This is a genomic window from Amycolatopsis thermalba, from assembly GCF_023376025.1.
GTDB lineage: Bacteria > Actinomycetota > Actinomycetes > Mycobacteriales > Pseudonocardiaceae > Amycolatopsis_E > Amycolatopsis_E thermalba.
The window spans coordinates 1,406,973-1,422,658 of sequence record NZ_CP091196.1 but is presented as its reverse complement, the minus strand read 5'-3'; the positions used below and the strand labels follow the sequence as shown (position 1 = coordinate 1,422,658).

At 72.4% G+C, this 15,686-nt stretch carries 18 protein-coding genes; 12 read left to right on the top strand and 6 right to left on the bottom strand.

Annotated features, from left to right (window positions below):
* The first annotated feature begins 17 nt into the window (after positions 1-17).
* Positions 18-1,007, top strand: coding sequence for an NAD-dependent epimerase/dehydratase family protein (locus tag L1857_RS06975; RefSeq protein WP_094008892.1), 990 nt, complete (start codon positions 18-20; stop codon positions 1,005-1,007).
* Here the strand turns inward: L1857_RS06975 and L1857_RS06970 are convergent.
* Genes L1857_RS06970 through L1857_RS06955 form a run of 4 tightly spaced genes read right to left on the bottom strand, consistent with a single transcriptional unit; the run spans position 967 to position 3,567 of the window.
* The gene (locus L1857_RS06970) at positions 967-1,926 is read right to left on the bottom strand and encodes a serine hydrolase domain-containing protein (RefSeq protein WP_233157534.1); all 960 of its coding nucleotides are present in this window, start codon (positions 1,924-1,926) and stop codon (positions 967-969) included. The two genes, L1857_RS06975 and L1857_RS06970, sit on opposite strands and share 41 nt — an antisense overlap.
* Complete coding sequence (locus L1857_RS06965; protein WP_233157535.1) at positions 1,920-2,057, bottom strand: hypothetical protein; 138 nt, start codon at positions 2,055-2,057, stop codon at positions 1,920-1,922. The genes L1857_RS06970 and L1857_RS06965 overlap by 7 nt, the downstream gene beginning before the upstream one ends.
* A gap of 8 nt (positions 2,058-2,065) precedes the next feature.
* Positions 2,066-3,049 carry an LLM class flavin-dependent oxidoreductase gene (locus tag L1857_RS06960; RefSeq protein WP_116110960.1) on the bottom strand — a complete coding sequence of 328 codons (984 nt, stop codon included), beginning with the start codon at positions 3,047-3,049 and terminating at the stop codon, positions 2,066-2,068.
* Entirely contained in the window at positions 3,046-3,567 is a 522-nt protein-coding gene (locus tag L1857_RS06955) for a peroxiredoxin-like family protein (RefSeq protein WP_116110961.1), read from the bottom strand. Before L1857_RS06955 ends, L1857_RS06960 begins: the two co-directional genes overlap by 4 nt.
* Positions 3,568-3,640: 73 nt before the next feature.
* On the opposite strand from L1857_RS06955, the gene L1857_RS06950 reads away from it, so the two are divergent.
* Positions 3,641-4,249 (top strand): TetR/AcrR family transcriptional regulator, encoded by a 609-nt coding sequence (locus L1857_RS06950; RefSeq protein WP_094008895.1) that lies wholly within the window; start codon positions 3,641-3,643, stop codon positions 4,247-4,249.
* Here L1857_RS06950 and L1857_RS06945 read toward each other — a convergent pair.
* Positions 4,246-4,512: a pyridoxamine 5'-phosphate oxidase family protein gene (locus tag L1857_RS06945; RefSeq protein WP_240323208.1), complete on the bottom strand. Its 267-nt coding sequence runs from the start codon at positions 4,510-4,512 to the stop codon at positions 4,246-4,248. The two genes, L1857_RS06950 and L1857_RS06945, sit on opposite strands and share 4 nt — an antisense overlap.
* A 176-nt stretch (positions 4,513-4,688) precedes the next feature.
* On the opposite strand from L1857_RS06945, the gene L1857_RS06940 reads away from it, so the two are divergent.
* From L1857_RS06940 to L1857_RS06920, 5 genes are read left to right on the top strand one after another with little or no spacing between them, the layout of a single operon-like run.
* The gene (locus L1857_RS06940; protein WP_249464668.1) at positions 4,689-5,003 is read left to right on the top strand and encodes an ArsR/SmtB family transcription factor; all 315 of its coding nucleotides are present in this window, start codon (positions 4,689-4,691) and stop codon (positions 5,001-5,003) included.
* Positions 5,000-5,947 carry an SRPBCC family protein gene (locus L1857_RS06935; RefSeq protein WP_116110963.1) on the top strand — a complete coding sequence of 316 codons (948 nt, stop codon included), beginning with the start codon at positions 5,000-5,002 and terminating at the stop codon, positions 5,945-5,947. The genes L1857_RS06940 and L1857_RS06935 overlap by 4 nt, the downstream gene beginning before the upstream one ends.
* A gap of 48 nt (positions 5,948-5,995) precedes the next feature.
* Entirely contained in the window at positions 5,996-6,988 is a 993-nt protein-coding gene (locus L1857_RS06930; protein WP_205413268.1) for a hypothetical protein, read from the top strand.
* A gap of 47 nt (positions 6,989-7,035) precedes the next feature.
* Positions 7,036-8,676 carry an acyl-CoA carboxylase subunit beta gene (locus L1857_RS06925; RefSeq protein ID WP_094008898.1) on the top strand — a complete coding sequence of 547 codons (1,641 nt, stop codon included), beginning with the start codon at positions 7,036-7,038 and terminating at the stop codon, positions 8,674-8,676.
* Positions 8,677-8,685: 9 nt separating this feature from the next.
* On the top strand, positions 8,686-8,925 hold the full coding sequence (locus tag L1857_RS06920; RefSeq protein WP_094008899.1) for an acyl-CoA carboxylase epsilon subunit: 240 nt from the start codon (positions 8,686-8,688) through the stop codon (positions 8,923-8,925).
* Between the two features lie 34 nt (positions 8,926-8,959).
* Here the strand turns inward: L1857_RS06920 and L1857_RS06915 are convergent, their stop codons facing one another.
* Positions 8,960-10,213 (bottom strand): MFS transporter, encoded by a 1,254-nt coding sequence (locus tag L1857_RS06915; protein WP_233157537.1) that lies wholly within the window; start codon positions 10,211-10,213, stop codon positions 8,960-8,962.
* 59 nt (positions 10,214-10,272) lie between these two features.
* Here L1857_RS06915 and L1857_RS06910 point away from each other — a divergent pair, with 59 nt between their 5' ends.
* The 5 genes from L1857_RS06910 (at position 10,273) to L1857_RS06890 (ending at position 15,668) form a co-directional block, all read left to right on the top strand.
* Positions 10,273-10,920, top strand: coding sequence for a GntR family transcriptional regulator (locus L1857_RS06910; RefSeq protein WP_116110964.1), 648 nt, complete (start codon positions 10,273-10,275; stop codon positions 10,918-10,920).
* Between the two features lie 66 nt (positions 10,921-10,986).
* Positions 10,987-11,622 (top strand): PadR family transcriptional regulator, encoded by a 636-nt coding sequence (locus L1857_RS06905; protein WP_240323209.1) that lies wholly within the window; start codon positions 10,987-10,989, stop codon positions 11,620-11,622.
* Positions 11,606-13,045 (top strand): DHA2 family efflux MFS transporter permease subunit, encoded by a 1,440-nt coding sequence (locus L1857_RS06900; RefSeq protein WP_249464665.1) that lies wholly within the window; start codon positions 11,606-11,608, stop codon positions 13,043-13,045. The genes L1857_RS06905 and L1857_RS06900 overlap by 17 nt, the downstream gene beginning before the upstream one ends.
* Positions 13,046-13,621: 576 nt before the next feature.
* A complete protein-coding gene (locus tag L1857_RS06895) occupies positions 13,622-14,248 on the top strand; it encodes a Maf family protein (RefSeq protein ID WP_094008906.1) in 627 nt (208 codons plus the stop codon).
* A 100-nt stretch (positions 14,249-14,348) separates the two neighbouring features.
* Positions 14,349-15,668 (top strand): dicarboxylate/amino acid:cation symporter, encoded by a 1,320-nt coding sequence (locus L1857_RS06890; protein WP_094008907.1) that lies wholly within the window; start codon positions 14,349-14,351, stop codon positions 15,666-15,668.
* The last annotated feature ends 18 nt before the right edge of the window (positions 15,669-15,686 follow it).

The window sequence follows — 15,686 nt, the reverse complement described above, 5'->3', positions numbered from 1 at the left end:
CGGGCAAAGTCGATCACATGCGGGTTCTCGTTCTGGGTGGCACGTCGTTCCTGTCGAAAACCGTTGCGGCGGAAGCGGTCCGGCGCGGCCACGACGTCGTGTGCGCGGCTCGCGGGGTGTCGGGGAGCGTGCCGGAGGGCGCGCGGCACGTGCGTGTCGACCGGGACGAGCCGGGCTCCATCGACGTCCTGGCCGGCGAGCGCTTCGACGCGGTGGTCGACATCGCCTACACCGGGCTGCGCTGGGTCCGGGACGCGCTGCGCACCATCACCACGCGGCACTGGACGTACGTCTCCACGATCAACACCTACGCCGACACCGCGACGCTCGGCCAGACCGCGGATTCCCCGCAGCACGACCCGATCGAACGCGACCGGATCGACCTGGCGGAGATGACGCCCGAGGTCTACGGCGGGGTCCAGGTCGCCTGCGAGCACGCGGCCCGCGACGCACTCGGTGACCGGCTGTTCATCGTGCGACCGAGCCAGATCACCGGGCCGGGTGACTACATGGACCGCTTCGGCTACTGGCCGGCTCGCTTCACCCGCGGCGGACGCGTCGTGGTGCCGGACACCCCGAAGCAGCCGTTCCAGCACATCGACGTGCGCGACCTCGCCGCGTGGATCGTGACGGCCGGCGAGCAGCGCCTCACCGGCGCCTTCGACGCGGTCAGCCCCACCACCCCGCTCGGCCCCGTCCTGGAGGAGATCGCGGACCTCGTTGCCCCGCCCGGCACCGAACTGGTCCCGGTCGCCGAGGAGGCCCTGTTGGCGGCGGGTGTGCAGCCGTGGTCCGGGCCGAAGTCGCTGCCGCTGTGGCTGCCGGAGAGCCACCACGGCCTCGCCGCGCACGACGCGTCGGCGGCACGCGCGGCCGGGCTGGAGATCCGCCCGCTCGCCGACACCGTGCACGCCGCGCTCGACGAGGAACGCGCCCGCGGCCTGGACCGCCCGCGCAAGGCCGGGCTCACCCCCGAGGAGGAGGCCGCGCTGGCGAGTGCCCGGTAATTGATCCAGCTGCGGGCCTCTGGCCACACGCGCCGCCCGCTATGACTCCCCAATCGGCGATCGACTGGTACACCGAGGTCCAGAAGTCCAGGTACAGGTTGCTGTCCTGCGGGAACCCGGCCTTCTGCGTGAGCAGGATCCCGACCAGGTCCTCCGCCGGGTCGGAGAACCACGACGTGCCGAGCCCGCCGTCCCAGCCGAAGCGGCCGGGCACCGACGCGATGCCGTCGCGCGCGGTCGTCATCGACAGGCCGAATCCCCAGCCGCGCGTGTCGAAGTAGCCGGGGTAGAAGCCGGACACCGCCTTGTCCCCCGGCGTCAGCTGGTCGGTCACCATCACCTCGACCGTGGGCCGCGCCAGCACCCGCTCGCTGCCGAACCGTCCGAAGTGGAGCATCATTCGGCCGAAGCGCAGCAGGTCATCCACTGTGGACACGAGCCCGCCCGCCGCGGACGGGAACCGGGGCGGGCGGGACCACTCGCCATCCGGCGGGTCGACGACCGTCAGGTCGCCGCCGTACGAGGTGACCAGCCGCTCGGCGTCCGCGGTGAACCGGGTGTCGTCCATCCCCAGCGGGTCCAGCACGGTCTCGCGCAGCACCTCCTCCAGCGCACCGCCCACCCGCGCCAGTAGCACGCCCAGCACGTCCGAGCCGGTGCCGTAGAGCCGGCGGCCACCCGGCGGGCACATCAGCGGCAACGAGCCGAGCCGGCGCATCCACTCGTCCGGCTCCGGCATCTCCGACGGTTTCGGCGGCCCCATCGCGATGCCGGCCTCGTTCGCCGCCCGCACGATCGGCGGCTCCTCCGGCAGGTACAGCTGGCCGAACCCCATCCGGAAGGTCAGCAGGTCCCGCAGCGTGATGGCCCGCCCGGCGGGCACCGTCTCCGCCAGCGGTCCGTCGATCCGGGTCAGCACCCGCCGGCCGGCACCTCACCGTGGCGTTCGACGAGCGTGATCACCCCCGGGACCTCGCCGCGTTCCACGTAACCGGCCATCACGTCGTGGAGCCGGTCCAGCCGGGCCTCGGACAAGCCGCCTGTGCTCATCATCCGATTCAAGCGGGGCGACACGCACCTGGGAAGACCTCCGCACCGGCCCGCCGCACGGTGGTCAGCACCGCCTCGACCGAACCCGCGCCCTCCGGCATCAAGATGATCCGCCCAGTGCCGAGCAGCTCCTCCCGCTCCCGCAACTGCCGGGCGCACTCGTCCGGATCACCCGCGACGACGTTGGCGGCGAGCTTCCGCGCCATCGCGTCGGCGCCCTCGGCGGTCAGCTCCGGCTGCTCGACCAGCGACCGCGTGCCCGGCGCGCCGCGCAGCAACTGCGCCCGCAGCCCGTCGATCAGCAGCTCCCGCGCCGCGTCCGTGGTGTCGGCGATCGCGAAGTAGGTCGAGTCGATGTGGTCCGCCGGGTCGATCCGGTGCCCGTGCCCGGCCGCCGTTTCCGCGTGCGCGTCGAGCATCGCGCGCTTGTCGGCGAGGCTCACGAACGGGCCGAGGATGAGCGGGATCCCGTGCTGCCCCGCCAGCCGCGCGGTGGGCACCGACGCGGCGGACAACGCGAGCGGCGGCCGCTCCGGCACGTCCGGCACCAGCCGCACGTCCTCGAACTCGCCCGCTCGCAGCGCCGACTCCAGCAGCGCGAGCCTGCCCGAGATGTCGCGGTACCCGGCCAGGCCGTCGCCGAACACCTCCAGGTCTCCGCGCGGCTGCCCGCGTCCGACGCCGAGCGTGAACCGCCCGTCGCCGACGTGGTGCAGCAGCGCGGTCTGCTCGGCGAGCGCGACCGGGTGGTGGTTGGGCAGGACCGCGACGGCGGTGCCGACGCCGAGGCCGGTGCGCCCGAGCAGGAACGCGGCCATCGCGATCGCCGAGGGCGTGTGCACCGCGGACGTGAAGTGGTGCTCGGTGGTCCACACCTCGTCCCAGCCGGCGCGTTCGGCCTCGGCGGCGTAGGTGAGCGCCCAGCCGAGCACGTCCGTCGACGGCGCGTCGCTGCCGAAGGAGTCGGTGAACAGCATCAGCCCGTGCTTCACCGGACCACCGCCGTGCGCGCGAGGGCCAGCAGCTCGTCGACCGGCCACTGGTCGTAGGCGTGCTCGCCGTGTTTCGCCGCGATCACCCGGCCGGTGGGGTCGATCAGGAAGTCCGCGGGCAGCCCGAGCCGCCCGCCCTCCTGCCGCGCCGCGGGCGGCCGGTACTTGCCGAGCAGCGTCAGCGCCGAGCCGCGCAGGATCGCACCCCACGTGCGTGGGTGCAGCAGCGCGCGGCGGCCCGATTCCACACCGAACTCGCGGTAGTACCGCTTCTCCGGATCGGCGACGACGGCGAACGGCAGGTCGTAGTCGCGCAGCTCGTCGGCGGGCGAGTGGAAGAACACCACCTCGCGGATGCCGGCGGCGGCGATCTCGTCGTGCCGCTGCACGACCGAGCGCAGGTGCAGGTTGCAGATCGGGCAGCCGGCGAATCTCCGGAACTGGAGGTGGACCAGGCGCCCCGGGTCGGGCACGCGGACCCGCTCACCGGTGACGGTCACCAGCTCGAACTCACGCATCGGGGAATCCCTTCGTAGGCGTGCGGTGTACGCCTACGACCGTATGCGCGTATCCTGTACGCTGTCAAACGCCATGCCACGACCCCGTTCGCTGACCACCGAGCAGATCGCCGCCGCGGCGCTGGCCGTGCTCGACCGCGAGGGACTGGACGCGCTGTCGATGCGCACGGTCGCCGGCGAACTCGGCATGGGCACGATGTCGCTCTACCGCTACGTGTCCGATCGCGACCAGCTCGAAGGGCTGGTCGTCGAGCTGGTGCTGCGGGCGATCGACCTGACGGTGCCGCGCGGCTCGGCCGGCAGGCGGTTGAGCGTGCTGGCCGACCGGGTCCGGGTCGCGGTGTCGCGGCATCCGGCGGTCGTGCCGCTGCTGCTGATCCACCGCCACCGCGCGCCCAGCTCGACGCGGTGGGGCGAGACGATGCTGAGCGTCCTGACCGACGCGGGCATCACCGGCAAGCGCCGGGCGATCGCGTTCCGGGCGATCATGGGGTACGTGTTCGGCGCGCTGCAGGTCGAGCACTTCGGGGCGCTGTCCGGCCCGGGCACCGCCGCGCTGGCCGAGCTGCCGCCCGAGGAGTTCCCGATCCTCTCCGAAACGGCCGCGCAGGCGAGGTCGATTCCGCCGGAGGAGGAGTTCCGGCAGGGGTTCGCCATCCTGCTGCGCGGCCTCGGCCTCTAATCCGGCACGGGCAGGGCGCCCGGCGGCAGGCCGTACACCCGCGACACCGGGAGCCGGACCACCACGCGCTGTTCGTCGACCATGCGCTGGTAGAAGCGGTCGAGGTCGACGTAGGGGTCCTCGAACCGGCTGGCGTACTCGGCCATCTCCCGCCCGGTCGCATCCCCCGGTTCGGTGCTGACCGGCGACACGTCGACGTACGCCATCCCGTGCGGCGCCACGACGTGCAGCACCGCGCGCGGGTCCCGGCGCAGGTTGCGCACTTCGCGCGGTCCGCGGTCGAGCTCATCCGGATGAGCTTCTCCTCCGGGCACCGAAGCCTTCGCGGCCGCGGAAGAAGGCACTTCCGGGCGCCTGGGGAACATCGATGTCACGGGAGGCGCCGAGCGACTACCAGCGGTCCACTTGACTTATATTCCACACTGGCTATATTCCTCATATGGCATCAACGTTCGAGGTGCTCGCCGAGCCACGGCGACGCGAGATCCTCGACCTGCTCCGCACGTCCGAGCGGCCGGTCGGCGACCTGGTCGAGCGCCTGCGCCTGACCCAGCCCGCCGTGTCCAAGCACCTCAAGGTGCTCCGCGAGGCCGGGCTGGTCGAGGTCCGGCAGGACGCGCAACGCCGCTGGTACCGGCTGCGCCCGGAACCGCTCGCCGAGATCGACGCGTGGCTGGCCCCCTACCGGCGCATGTGGCACGCCAGCCTGGACGCCCTCGAACGCCACCTGGACTCGATGGAGGATCCGCGGTGACCGAATTCCGCACCATCGCAGGCAAACCCGTGCTGCGCTTCGAACGGCGGCTGCGGCACCGGCCCGAGAAGGTCTGGCTGGCCATCACCGACCCGGCCGAGCTCGCGCACTGGTTCCCGGCGCGCGTGGAAACGCAAGCGCGGATCGGCGCGCCCATCCGGTTCGTCTTCCCCGACGAAGCGCCGGTCGACGACGGCGGCACCGGCGAGGTCCTGGAGTTCGACCCGCCGAAGGTGTTCGCCTTCAGCTGGAACCTCGACGTGCTGCGGTTCGAGCTGGTGCCCGACGGTGACGGCTGCCTGCTGGTGTTCACCCAGACGATCGGCGGCGGCGACGTCGGGCGGCTGTCCGCCGGGCGCAACGCCATCGGCTGGAACGTCTGCCTCGACGGCCTGACCGCGCGGCTGGACGGCACCGAGGCCCCGCCCCAGCCGGACTGGCTCGCGGAGGTGGAGCGCTACACCGAGGAGTTCGGCCTCGGCGAGGGCTCGGTCCACGACACCGCGGAGGGCTACCAGTTGCGGTTCGCGCGCGACCTGGTCTGGAAGCCGGCCGAGGAGATCTGGCGGCTGCTCACCGAGGACGGCACGGCCCAACCCGGCGACCCGGCCCCGCTGCCGGCCACGAACGGCTACGTCCCGGCGGGCCGGGTCGTCACCGCGTCGGCGCCGCACGTGCTGGAGTACGAGTGGCTGCACGGCGGCGCACCGGCCGGGCGGGTCCGCTTCGAGGTCGTGGCGGACCAGGAGCTGGGCACGCGGATCGAGCTGACGCACACCGTCCCGGCCGCGCTCGCGCACCTGCGGGCCGAGGCCCTCGCCGCCTGGCACACCCACCTGGAGCTGTTCTTCGCCGCCACCTTCGGCGACATCCGCTGCCCCTGGCCGGAAGACCGCACGGCCGAACTGACGAAGCACTACGCCGAACAGGTGACGCGGGGCTGACATCCGGAGTTCACCTGACCGCCGCCCACGGCGCCTAGCTTGTCGATCATGACGAACCCGGTGTCCCGGCGCGCGGTCCTCGGCGGTGCCCTCGCGCTCGCCGCCCTCGGTGGCGGAACCGCCAGCGCGTCCCGAGCCCCGCGCGTGCTGATCGCGACGAACGAACCGTGGGGCACCTACCACGTGAAACCGCTGCTCGCGGAGGCCGCGCGGCGCGGCTGGCGGCTCACCCAGCTGGTGCCGGACCGCACCGGCGTCACCCCCGGCGACCCGGTGCCCGTGGCGACCCCGGACACCGCCCCACGCGCGGACCTGCTCGTCGTCACCGGCGCCGGGGACTGGCCCGCCGACTGCGCGGCCCGGTTCCGGCACCTGCCCCTCGTCGCCAGTTCGCTCGCCTACCAGCAGCCGGTCGAGGCCCCGCGCGCGAAGCAACTGCACCCGCGGCTGATCACGTCGTCCTCCCCCGCCGAGGCGCGCGCGTTCGGCGCCTACCTCGGCACCCGGCGGCGCATCCGGATCGTCGGCTCGCCGCAGACCGACAACCTCCCCGTCCGCGCACCGGAACCCGGCCTGGTCCTGGTGCTCACCAGCGTCACCCACCCGGACGGCACGGGCGCCGCCGCACCGGGCACCGAACTGCTGCTCGCCTCGGCGGAGAAGCTCGCGGCCGCCGGGAAGCGGATCCTCGTCGGCCTGCACCCGCGTGAGGACCGCTCGCTGTGGGACCGCTACGAGATCAGCGACGTGCCCTCGGTGCAGGCCTCGGCCCGCGCGGAAGCCGCGATCGGCATTCCCGGCACGGTGTTCCCGCTGGTCACCGCCGTCGGCACGCCGGTGGTCGGCTGCACCGACCCGGCGCTGACCGTGCCGGACTACCTGCTGTCGGTCTGCTCGTCGACCATCACCGACGCCGGGCAGGCGGTCGACGCGATCAACGGTGCCCACCTGCCGGACGCGGAGACGCTGGCCGACGCGGTCGGACCGGTCGGCGGATCGGCCCGGCGGCTGCTGGACGCGTGGTCGCGGTTCGCCAGGTGAGGTTCACGCCACACACGCGCCCCTTGCGCAGTAGATAGGCTCCCGTCATGAGCAGCGCGACGGAGCCGATCGGGACGCCTCCGGCGGAGGAGCCGGACATCCACACCACGGCCGGGAAGCTGGCCGACCTGTACCGCCGGAACGACGAGGCGGTGCACGCCGGGTCCGCCCGGGCCGTGGAGCGTCAGCACGCGAAGGGCAAGAAGACCGCCCGCGAGCGGATCGACCTGCTGCTCGACCCCGGGTCGTTCGTCGAGCTGGACGAGCTGGCGCGGCACCGGTCGACGAACTTCGGGCAGGAGAAGAACCGGCCGTACGGCGACGGCGTGGTGACCGGGTACGGCACCATCGACGGCCGCCCGGTGTGCGTGTTCAGCCAGGACGTGACCGTGTTCGGCGGCTCGCTCGGCGAGGTGTACGGCGAGAAGATCGTCAAGGTCATGGACCTGGCGATCAAGACCGGCCGCCCGATCATCGGCATCAACGAGGGCGGCGGCGCGCGCATCCAGGAGGGCGTGGTCTCGCTCGGCCTCTACGGCGAGATCTTCACCCGCAACGTGAAGGCCTCCGGCGTGGTCCCGCAGATCTCGCTGATCATGGGCGCCAACGCGGGCGGGCACGTCTACTCCCCCGCGCTGACCGACTTCGTCGTGATGGTCGACCAGACCTCGCACATGTTCATCACCGGCCCGGACGTGGTGAAGACCGTGACCGGTGAAGAGGTCACGTTCGAGGAGCTGGGCGGCGCGCGGACGCACAACACCAAGTCGGGCAACGCGCACTACCTCGGCACCGACGAGGAGGACGCGATCGCCTACGTCAAGGAGCTGCTGTCCTTCCTGCCGTCGAACAACCTGTCCGAGCCGCCGGTGTTCGACCCGCCGGAGCCCGTCGACGGGTCGATCGCCGACGGCGTGACCGAGACCGACCTCGAGCTGGACACCCTGATCCCGGACTCGCCGAACCAGCCCTACGACATGCACGAGGTCGTCACCCGCGTGCTCGACGACGGCGAGTTCCTGGAGGTCCAGGAGCTGTTCGCGCCGAACGTGATCGTCGGGTTCGGCCGGGTCGACGGGCACGCGGTCGGCGTGGTCGCCAACCAGCCGACGCAGTTCGCCGGCTGCCTGGACATCGACGCCTCGGAGAAGGCGGCGCGGTTCGTGCGCACCTGCGACGCGTTCAACGTGCCGGTGCTGACGTTCGTGGACGTGCCGGGCTTCCTGCCGGGCACCGACCAGGAGTGGAACGGCATCATCCGCCGCGGCGCGAAGCTGATCTACGCCTACGCCGAGGCGACGGTCCCGCTGGTCACCGTCATCACGCGCAAGGCCTACGGCGGCGCGTACGACGTCATGGGCTCCAAGCACCTGGGCGCGGACATCAACCTGGCGTGGCCGACCGCGCAGGTCGCGGTGATGGGCGCCCAGGGCGCGGCGAACATCGTGCACCGCAAGACGCTCGCCAAGGCCGCCGAGGAGGGCAAGGACGTCGAGGCGCTGCGGGCGGAGCTGATCCAGGAGTACGAGGACACGCTGCTCAACCCCTACGAGGCCGCCGAGCGGGGCTACGTCGACTCGGTGATCGTGCCGTCGCACACCCGCGGCCACGTCGCCCGGGCGCTGTCCATGCTGCGGGACAAGCGCGAGACGCTGCCGCCCAAGAAGCACGGCAACATCCCGCTGTAAGGGGGACCGATGAGCGAGCCCGAAGAGACCCCGCCCGCCCGGCCGTTGCTGCGCATCGTGCGCGGCGACCCGAGCGAGACCGAGCTGGCGGCGCTGACCGCGGTGGTGGCCGCCGCGGCGTCCGCGCCTGGCGAGGAGCCGGAGAAGCCGGAGCGGACGTCGTTCTGGGCCGACCGCGCCTCCCTGGTGCGGCGCCCGTTGCCGCAGCCGGGCTCGGGCGCCTGGCGCGCGTCGGCCTGGCCCCGCTGACGCATCCCGGCCGCACTCCCCGTGCGGCCGGGCTTCAGGCGGGTTCGAGCACGCGTTCCGGGTGCGGGGAACGCACCCCGGCGTGCCGGTGCAGCGTCACCAGCCGCACCGTGCCGGCCAGTCCCATCGCCAGCGCGACCAGGAACGACAGCCGGTAGGCCAGCGGCGCGGCCACCCCGTGCCGCAGCAGTTCGTCCAGCAGCAGGCCGGCCCCCAGCTCGGCGATCACCGCGAACGCGAACCCGCCCATGTTCGCCACGCCGCTGGCGACCCCGGCCTGGTGACCGTGGTTCGCCGAGCGCGCGAGATCGAACGCCAGCATGCTCACCGCGCCCGCGGCGCCGATCAGGAACAGCACCGACCCGAGCGCGGCCACCGGCAGCGGACCGGGCACCACGACCAGCACCGCCCAGCACGCCACGCTCCCCACCGCGGCGACGGCCACCATCGGCCCGCGCAGGCCCGGCCGCCGCGACCCCAGCTGCCCGGCGAACGTCCCGGCCAGCACGAACCCGGCCACCACCACGGTCAGCAACGCGCTCGCCGCCGCCGGGGTCCGGCCCTGCGCGTGCACCAGGTACGGCTGCCCGAGCACCGCGGTGAACGTGACGAACGCGCCCATCAGCGTGAAGTGGGTCCACATCGCGTGCCGCGTCCCGCGGTTGCGCCACGCGTGCCGCAGACTGACCCGCAACGGCTCCCGCGGCTCCTCCCGCGCGACCTCCGACGGCCCGTCGCGCAGCGCGATCCCGACCGCGACCAGCAGCACCGCGGTGATCACGCCGGCCACCAGGAACGCGGGCGTCCACCCGAACCCGGTGAGCAGGGCGGCCAGCGGCGCGGTCGCGATCAGCTGGCCGAGCCCGCCGATCATCCCGGTCAGCGCCGCGACCAGCGCGTACCGGCGGCCGGGGAACCAGTTGTGCGCGAGCCGCAGCACATTGACGAACAGGAACGCGTCACCGGCGCCGATCAGCGCCCGCCCGGCCATCGCCGCCGGGTAGGCCGTGGCCAGCGCGAACACGATCGACCCGGCGGCCATCAGCGCCATCCCGAGCGACAGCAGCCGCCGCGGCCCGAACCGGTCGGCGGCCGCCCCGACGGGCACCTGCAGCACCGCGTAGAGCACGAGCTGCACCACGGAGAACGCGGCCAGCCCGGTCGCGTCGATGGCGAACCGCTCCTGCGCGGTGAGCCCGGCGACCGAGAGGCTCATCCGGTGGAACAACGCGGTCAGGTAGCACAGCGCCCCCAGCCCCCACATCAGCCAAGCCCTGCCCGCGGCCACCGGATCACCTCCTGTTGCATCTATCTTGTATCTATCAGCGTCGTGGCTACGATGCGGCCATGTCAACGAGGGACCGCTCACAGGCGGCCGGCGACCGGGCCTACCAGTGGACCAAGGACCGCATCCTGGACGGCCGCCTCGAGGGTGGGCGGCTGATCAGCGAGGGTGAGGTCGCCGAGGCGCTGGAGCTGTCCCGCACCCCGGTCCGCGAGGCGTTCCTCCGCCTGTCCGCCGAGGGCCTGCTCCGCCTCTACCCGAAACGCGGCGCGCTGGTCGTCCCGGTGTCCCCGAACGAGGTGCACGACATCGCCGAGGCGCGGATCTTCCTGGAGCGCCACGCCGCCGCGAAGATCATCACCGCCGGCACGCACCGCGAGGTCGCCGCCAAGATGCGGGCCGTCCTCGACGAGCAGCGCACGGTGTCCCTGCCCGAGCACACCGCCCGCTTCACCCGGCTCGACCGCGAGTTCCACGCCACCCTCGTCGAGGCCGCGGGCAACGCCCTGCTGGCCGAGTTCTACTCCGGCCTGCGCGACCGCCAGCTGCGGATGGTCAACACCGCGCTGCGCGACAACACCGTCCGCCCGCCGATCATCCTCGCCGAGCACGAACGCATCTGCGACCTGCTCGAAGCCGGTGACACCGACGCCCTGCACACCGTGATCGGCAACCACATCGCCGCCGTCCGGGACGAAGCCGCCCGCTGACCCCGCTTGCCCGCGTCTTGTTCCACCTCGTGTAGTCCACGTGGAATAAACGGACTGGAGCGAATGATGCCTGCCGCGAAGCTCACCCCGATGGCCATGGCCGTCCTGGAACTGCTGCACGAGCGGCCGATGCACCCGTACGAGATGACCCAGCTCATGCGGGACCGGCACCTGGAGATCCGCGTGGCGGTCAAACCCGGATCGCTCTACCACACGGTCGACCGCTTGCTGGCCACCGGACACATCGAGGTCGTGGAGACCCAGCGTGAGGGTCGCCGGCCGGAGCGGACCGTCTACGCCCTGACCGAACAGGGGCGGGACGCGTTCGTCGACCGCGCCAAGACGATGCTGGGCACGCTCGCCAGCGAGCACCCCGAGTTCCTCAGCGGCCTCGGCGCGATGGACGACCTCGGCCGCGAGACCGCGCTGGAGCAGCTGCGGATGCGCCTGCTGCAGCTGGAGGCCAAGGCCGCGTCGCAGGAGGTCATCACGCGCCGGCTGGTCGCGGAGGTGCCCGAGATCTACTGGGTCGACTGGCGCTACACGACCGCGCAGGTCCGCTTCGAGCTGGAGTGGACCCGGCAACTGGTCGACGACATCACCACCGGCCGCCTCGGCTGGACCGGCGACCGCCGCCCGAAGCGGCTCTCCCCCGTCCCCACCGAATCCACTGAGGACAGATCTGATGACCGAGCGAGCTGACCCGTGGGCGGCACTGGTCGCGCTGTGCGTCGGGTTCTTCATGATCCTGCTGGACACCACCATCGTGTCCATCGCGGTCCCGTCGATGGTGCGCGGGCTGGCGACCGACCTGAACGCCATCGTCTGGGTGATGAGCGTCTACCTGCTCGCCTACGCGGTGCCGATGCTGTTCACCAGCAGGCTCGGCGACCGGTTCGGCCCGAAGCGCGTCTACCTCGCCGGGCTCGCGGTGTTCACGCTCGCGTCGCTGTGGTGCGGCCTGGCCGGCACCGCGGAGGTGCTGATCGCCGCGCGCGCCGTGCAGGGACTGGGCGCCGCGCTGATGACCCCGCAGACGCTGGCGTTCATCACGCACCTGTTCCCGCCCGCCAAGCGGGGCCCGGCGATGGGCCTGTGGGGCGGGGTCGCGGGCCTGGCCACGATCACCGGCCCGCTGCTCGGCGGTGTGCTGGTGGACCACCTGGGCTGGGAGTGGATCTTCTTCGTCAACGTGCCGGTCGGCGCGGCCGGCCTGGTGCTGGCGGTGGTGCTGGTGCCGGACTGGCAGCCGCGGAACTCGCACTCGTTCGACGTCCCGGGCATCCTGCTGTCCGTCGCCGGGTTGTCGCTGCTGGTCTTCGGGCTGCAGAACGGGCAGCACTACTCCTGGGGCCGGGTCGCCGGGCCGGTCAACGTCGCCGAGGTGATCGCCGCCGGGGTGCTGCTGCTGGCCGGGTTCGTGGTGTGGCAGCGCCGCAACCGCCGCGAGCCGCTGCTGCCGCTGCGGGTGTTCGCCAACCGCAACTTCTCCGCGGGCACGCTGACGGCGGTCACGATCGGCTTCACGATGACCGCGATGTTCCTGCCGCTGGTGATCTACGTGCAGGACGTGCTGCTGCTCTCCCCCACCGAGGCCGGGCTGGTCACCGCGCCGATGTCGCTGCTGTCCGGGGTCATCGCGCCGTTCATCGGCCGCCTGTCCGACCGGACCGACCCGAGGTACCTGGTGATCTTCGGGATCGTCGCGCTCGCCGCGGGTCTCGGGCTCATCGCGCTGATGGCGCGGGAGACGAGCACCTGGTGGGTCACCTTCCCCGGCCTGCTGCTGTGCGGGGTGGGCACCGGTGCGGTGTTCGCGCCGATGAGCAACGTGACGATGAGCTCGGTCGAGCCGCGGCTGGCCGGCACCGCGTCGGGCATCTTCAACACCGCCCGGCAGGTCGGCGGCGTGTTCGGCAGCGCGGCCACTGGCGTGCTGCTGCAGGCCCGGATCAGCGCGGGCATGGCGAGCAGCGGCGGGAACGCGCCCCGGGCGCTCACGGACGCGACCCGCGAAACGATCCTGCTGCCGGTGGCGGTGCTGCTGCTCGGAATCATCGCGGCGGCCGCCATGCGCCGCCCGGCTCCGCGGCCGGCGCCCGCCCCAGCGGCGACGCGCGCCTGACGAGCAAGGCGAGACGGCGACCAGCTCCCGGACGAGTCGCTGACGTGGGTGGCGGTGGGAGTTGACGAGGAGGCGACTCCGCGAGTCGCGCGCCCGCCGAAGGTGGTGGATGGCACCGCCGAGCGACGCGCGACCGCCCGGACTGCGGCGGGCGGGAATCGACGAGGAAGCGGCCCCGCGAAGCAGCCGCGCGGAGCGCGCCCGCCGAAGGTGGCAGGTAGCGCTGCCACGGGAACCGCGGCCCCAAGCGGCGGCCGGAAGTTGATGAGGCGCCCCGCGGCGAGGGGCCGCCGGAGCGGAGCGCGCCCGTGAGCCGGCGGGCCGTCGCGAGGACCACACCGACGCGGTGGATGGCGTGTCCCGCGAAGCGCAGCCACCAGCAGACAAGCAGGCAACGCCCGCCGAAGCCGGACCGCGGGCGAGGCCCGCCGGAACCGGGCGACCGCCCAGAGCGCACCCGTGAGCCGACGGGCCGCCGCGAGGACCACACCGACTTGGTGGGTGGCGCAGTCGCGGAGGGCAGCCGCTACCCGCACCGCCGCGCGAGCCGTCTCGGCGTGGTTCTACGCTCGCGCCGTGCGTTTCGTTCTGGCTTCCCAGTCCCCGGCGCGGCTCGCGGTGCTGCGTGCCGCCGGCATCGAACCGAGTGTCGTGGTCTCCGGCGTCGACGAGGACGCCGTGGCCGCGGCCCTGACCGACCCGTCCCGCGAGGAGCTCGTCACCGCGCTCGCGCTCGCCAAGGCCGAGGCCGTGCTGGCCGAGGTCACCCGCACGCACGCGGACGCGGTGGTCGTCGGCTGCGACTCGATGCTGTCGTTCAACGGCGAGATGCTCGGCAAGCCGGGCGACGCGGAGACCGCGCGCAAGCGGTGGGCGCAGATGGCCGGCGGCGCCGGCGACCTGCTGACCGGGCACGCGGTGCTGCTGGTGGAGGGCGGCGAGAAGGTGCGGCAGGCCGTCGGCACGCAGACCACCCACGTGCGGTTCTCCGCACCGTCGCAGGCCGAGATCGACGCCTACGTCGCCACCGGCGAGCCGCTCCGGGTGGCGGGTGCGTTCACGCTCGACGGGCTGGGCGGCTGGTTCGTCGAGGGCGTCGACGGCGACCCGTCCAGCGTGATCGGGATCAGCCTGCCGCTGACCCGGCGGCTGCTGGCGGAGGTCGGGGTCAGCGTCACCGACCTCTGGTCTCCCACATCCTGAGAAGTCGCCCACACGAACGGGTCATGGGGAAGAGTCCGGTGACGCCGTGTGTTGACCACACGCGGCACAACCAGTGACTTTCACGCCCCGGAGCGAACCCGTGTCCCTGTTACGGACCTACACCAAACCCAAGGTCTTCGGCCTGATCGTGGTCGTCGCCCTCGTCGTGGGCGCCCTGCTGGGCGTCCTGGCGAAGCAGACCGGCCAGGACTGGCTCGTCACGACCCTCGACACGATCGGGTCGATCTTCACGAACCTGCTGCAGGTCACCGTCCTGCCGCTGGTCTTCACCGCCATCGTGCTGGGCATCGTGAGCCTGCGCGGCCTCGGCGGCGCCCGCACCGCGGCCCGCCTCGGCGGCAAGACCGTGCTGTGGTTCGCCACGACCTCGCTGATCGCGGTGCTCATCGGCATCGCCATCGGCAAGATCGTGAACCCGGGCACCGGCGTCTCGTTGCAGCCCCAGCCGTCGACGGTGGAGAAGCTCGCGTCGCGCGACCAGGGCTCGTGGCTGGACCTGATCAACAACCTGGTGCCGAGCAACCTGTTCGAGGCCTTCGCCGACGGCGAGATCCTGCAGGTCGTGCTCGTGTCGCTGGCCGTCGGCCTCGCCGCGTACGCGCTGGGTGACCGCGCCGAGCCGTTCGTGAACTTCAACCGCGCGGTGTTCGACATCGTGCAGAAGGTGCTGGGCTGGATCATCCGGCTCGCGCCGCTGGGCGTGCTCGGCCTGATCGGGCACGCCTTCGCCACCTACGGAGACCAGTTCGTGCGGCCGCTGCTGTCGCTGATCGTCGCGGTCTACGCGGGAACGCTGCTGGTGTTGTTCGTGGTGTACCCGCTGCTGCTGCGGTTCGTCGGCAAGGTGAGCCCGGCGCTGTTCTTCCGCAAGGCGTGGACGGCGCTGCAGTTCGCGTTCGTGTCCCGCTCCTCCGGGGCGACGCTGCCGCTGAGCCGGCAGACCGCGGTGAACCTGGGCGTCGACCCCGGCTACGCGAGCTTCGCGGTGCCGCTCGGCACGACGACCAAAATGGACGGTTGCGCCGCGGTGTACCCCGCGGTGGCCACGATCTTCATCGCGAACCTGTTCGGCATCTCGCTGAGCTTCGCCGACTACCTGCTGATCGTCGTGGTCGCGGTGTTCGGCGCGATCGCCACCGCCGGGGTGACCGGCTGGTTCACGATGCTCACGCTGACGCTGAGCACGCTGAACCTGCCGCCCGAGGTGATCGCCACCGGGATCGCGGTGATCTACGGCATCGACCCGATCCTGGACATGATGCGCACGGCGACGAACGTGGCGGGCCAGATCGCGATCCCGACCTGGATCGCACGCACGGAGGGCCTCCTCGACGACGAGGTGCTGCACTCGCCGACCACGGCGCCGCTGCTGGACGCCCCGGCACCGGTCCGGGCCTAGATGAGTAATTCCGATCTC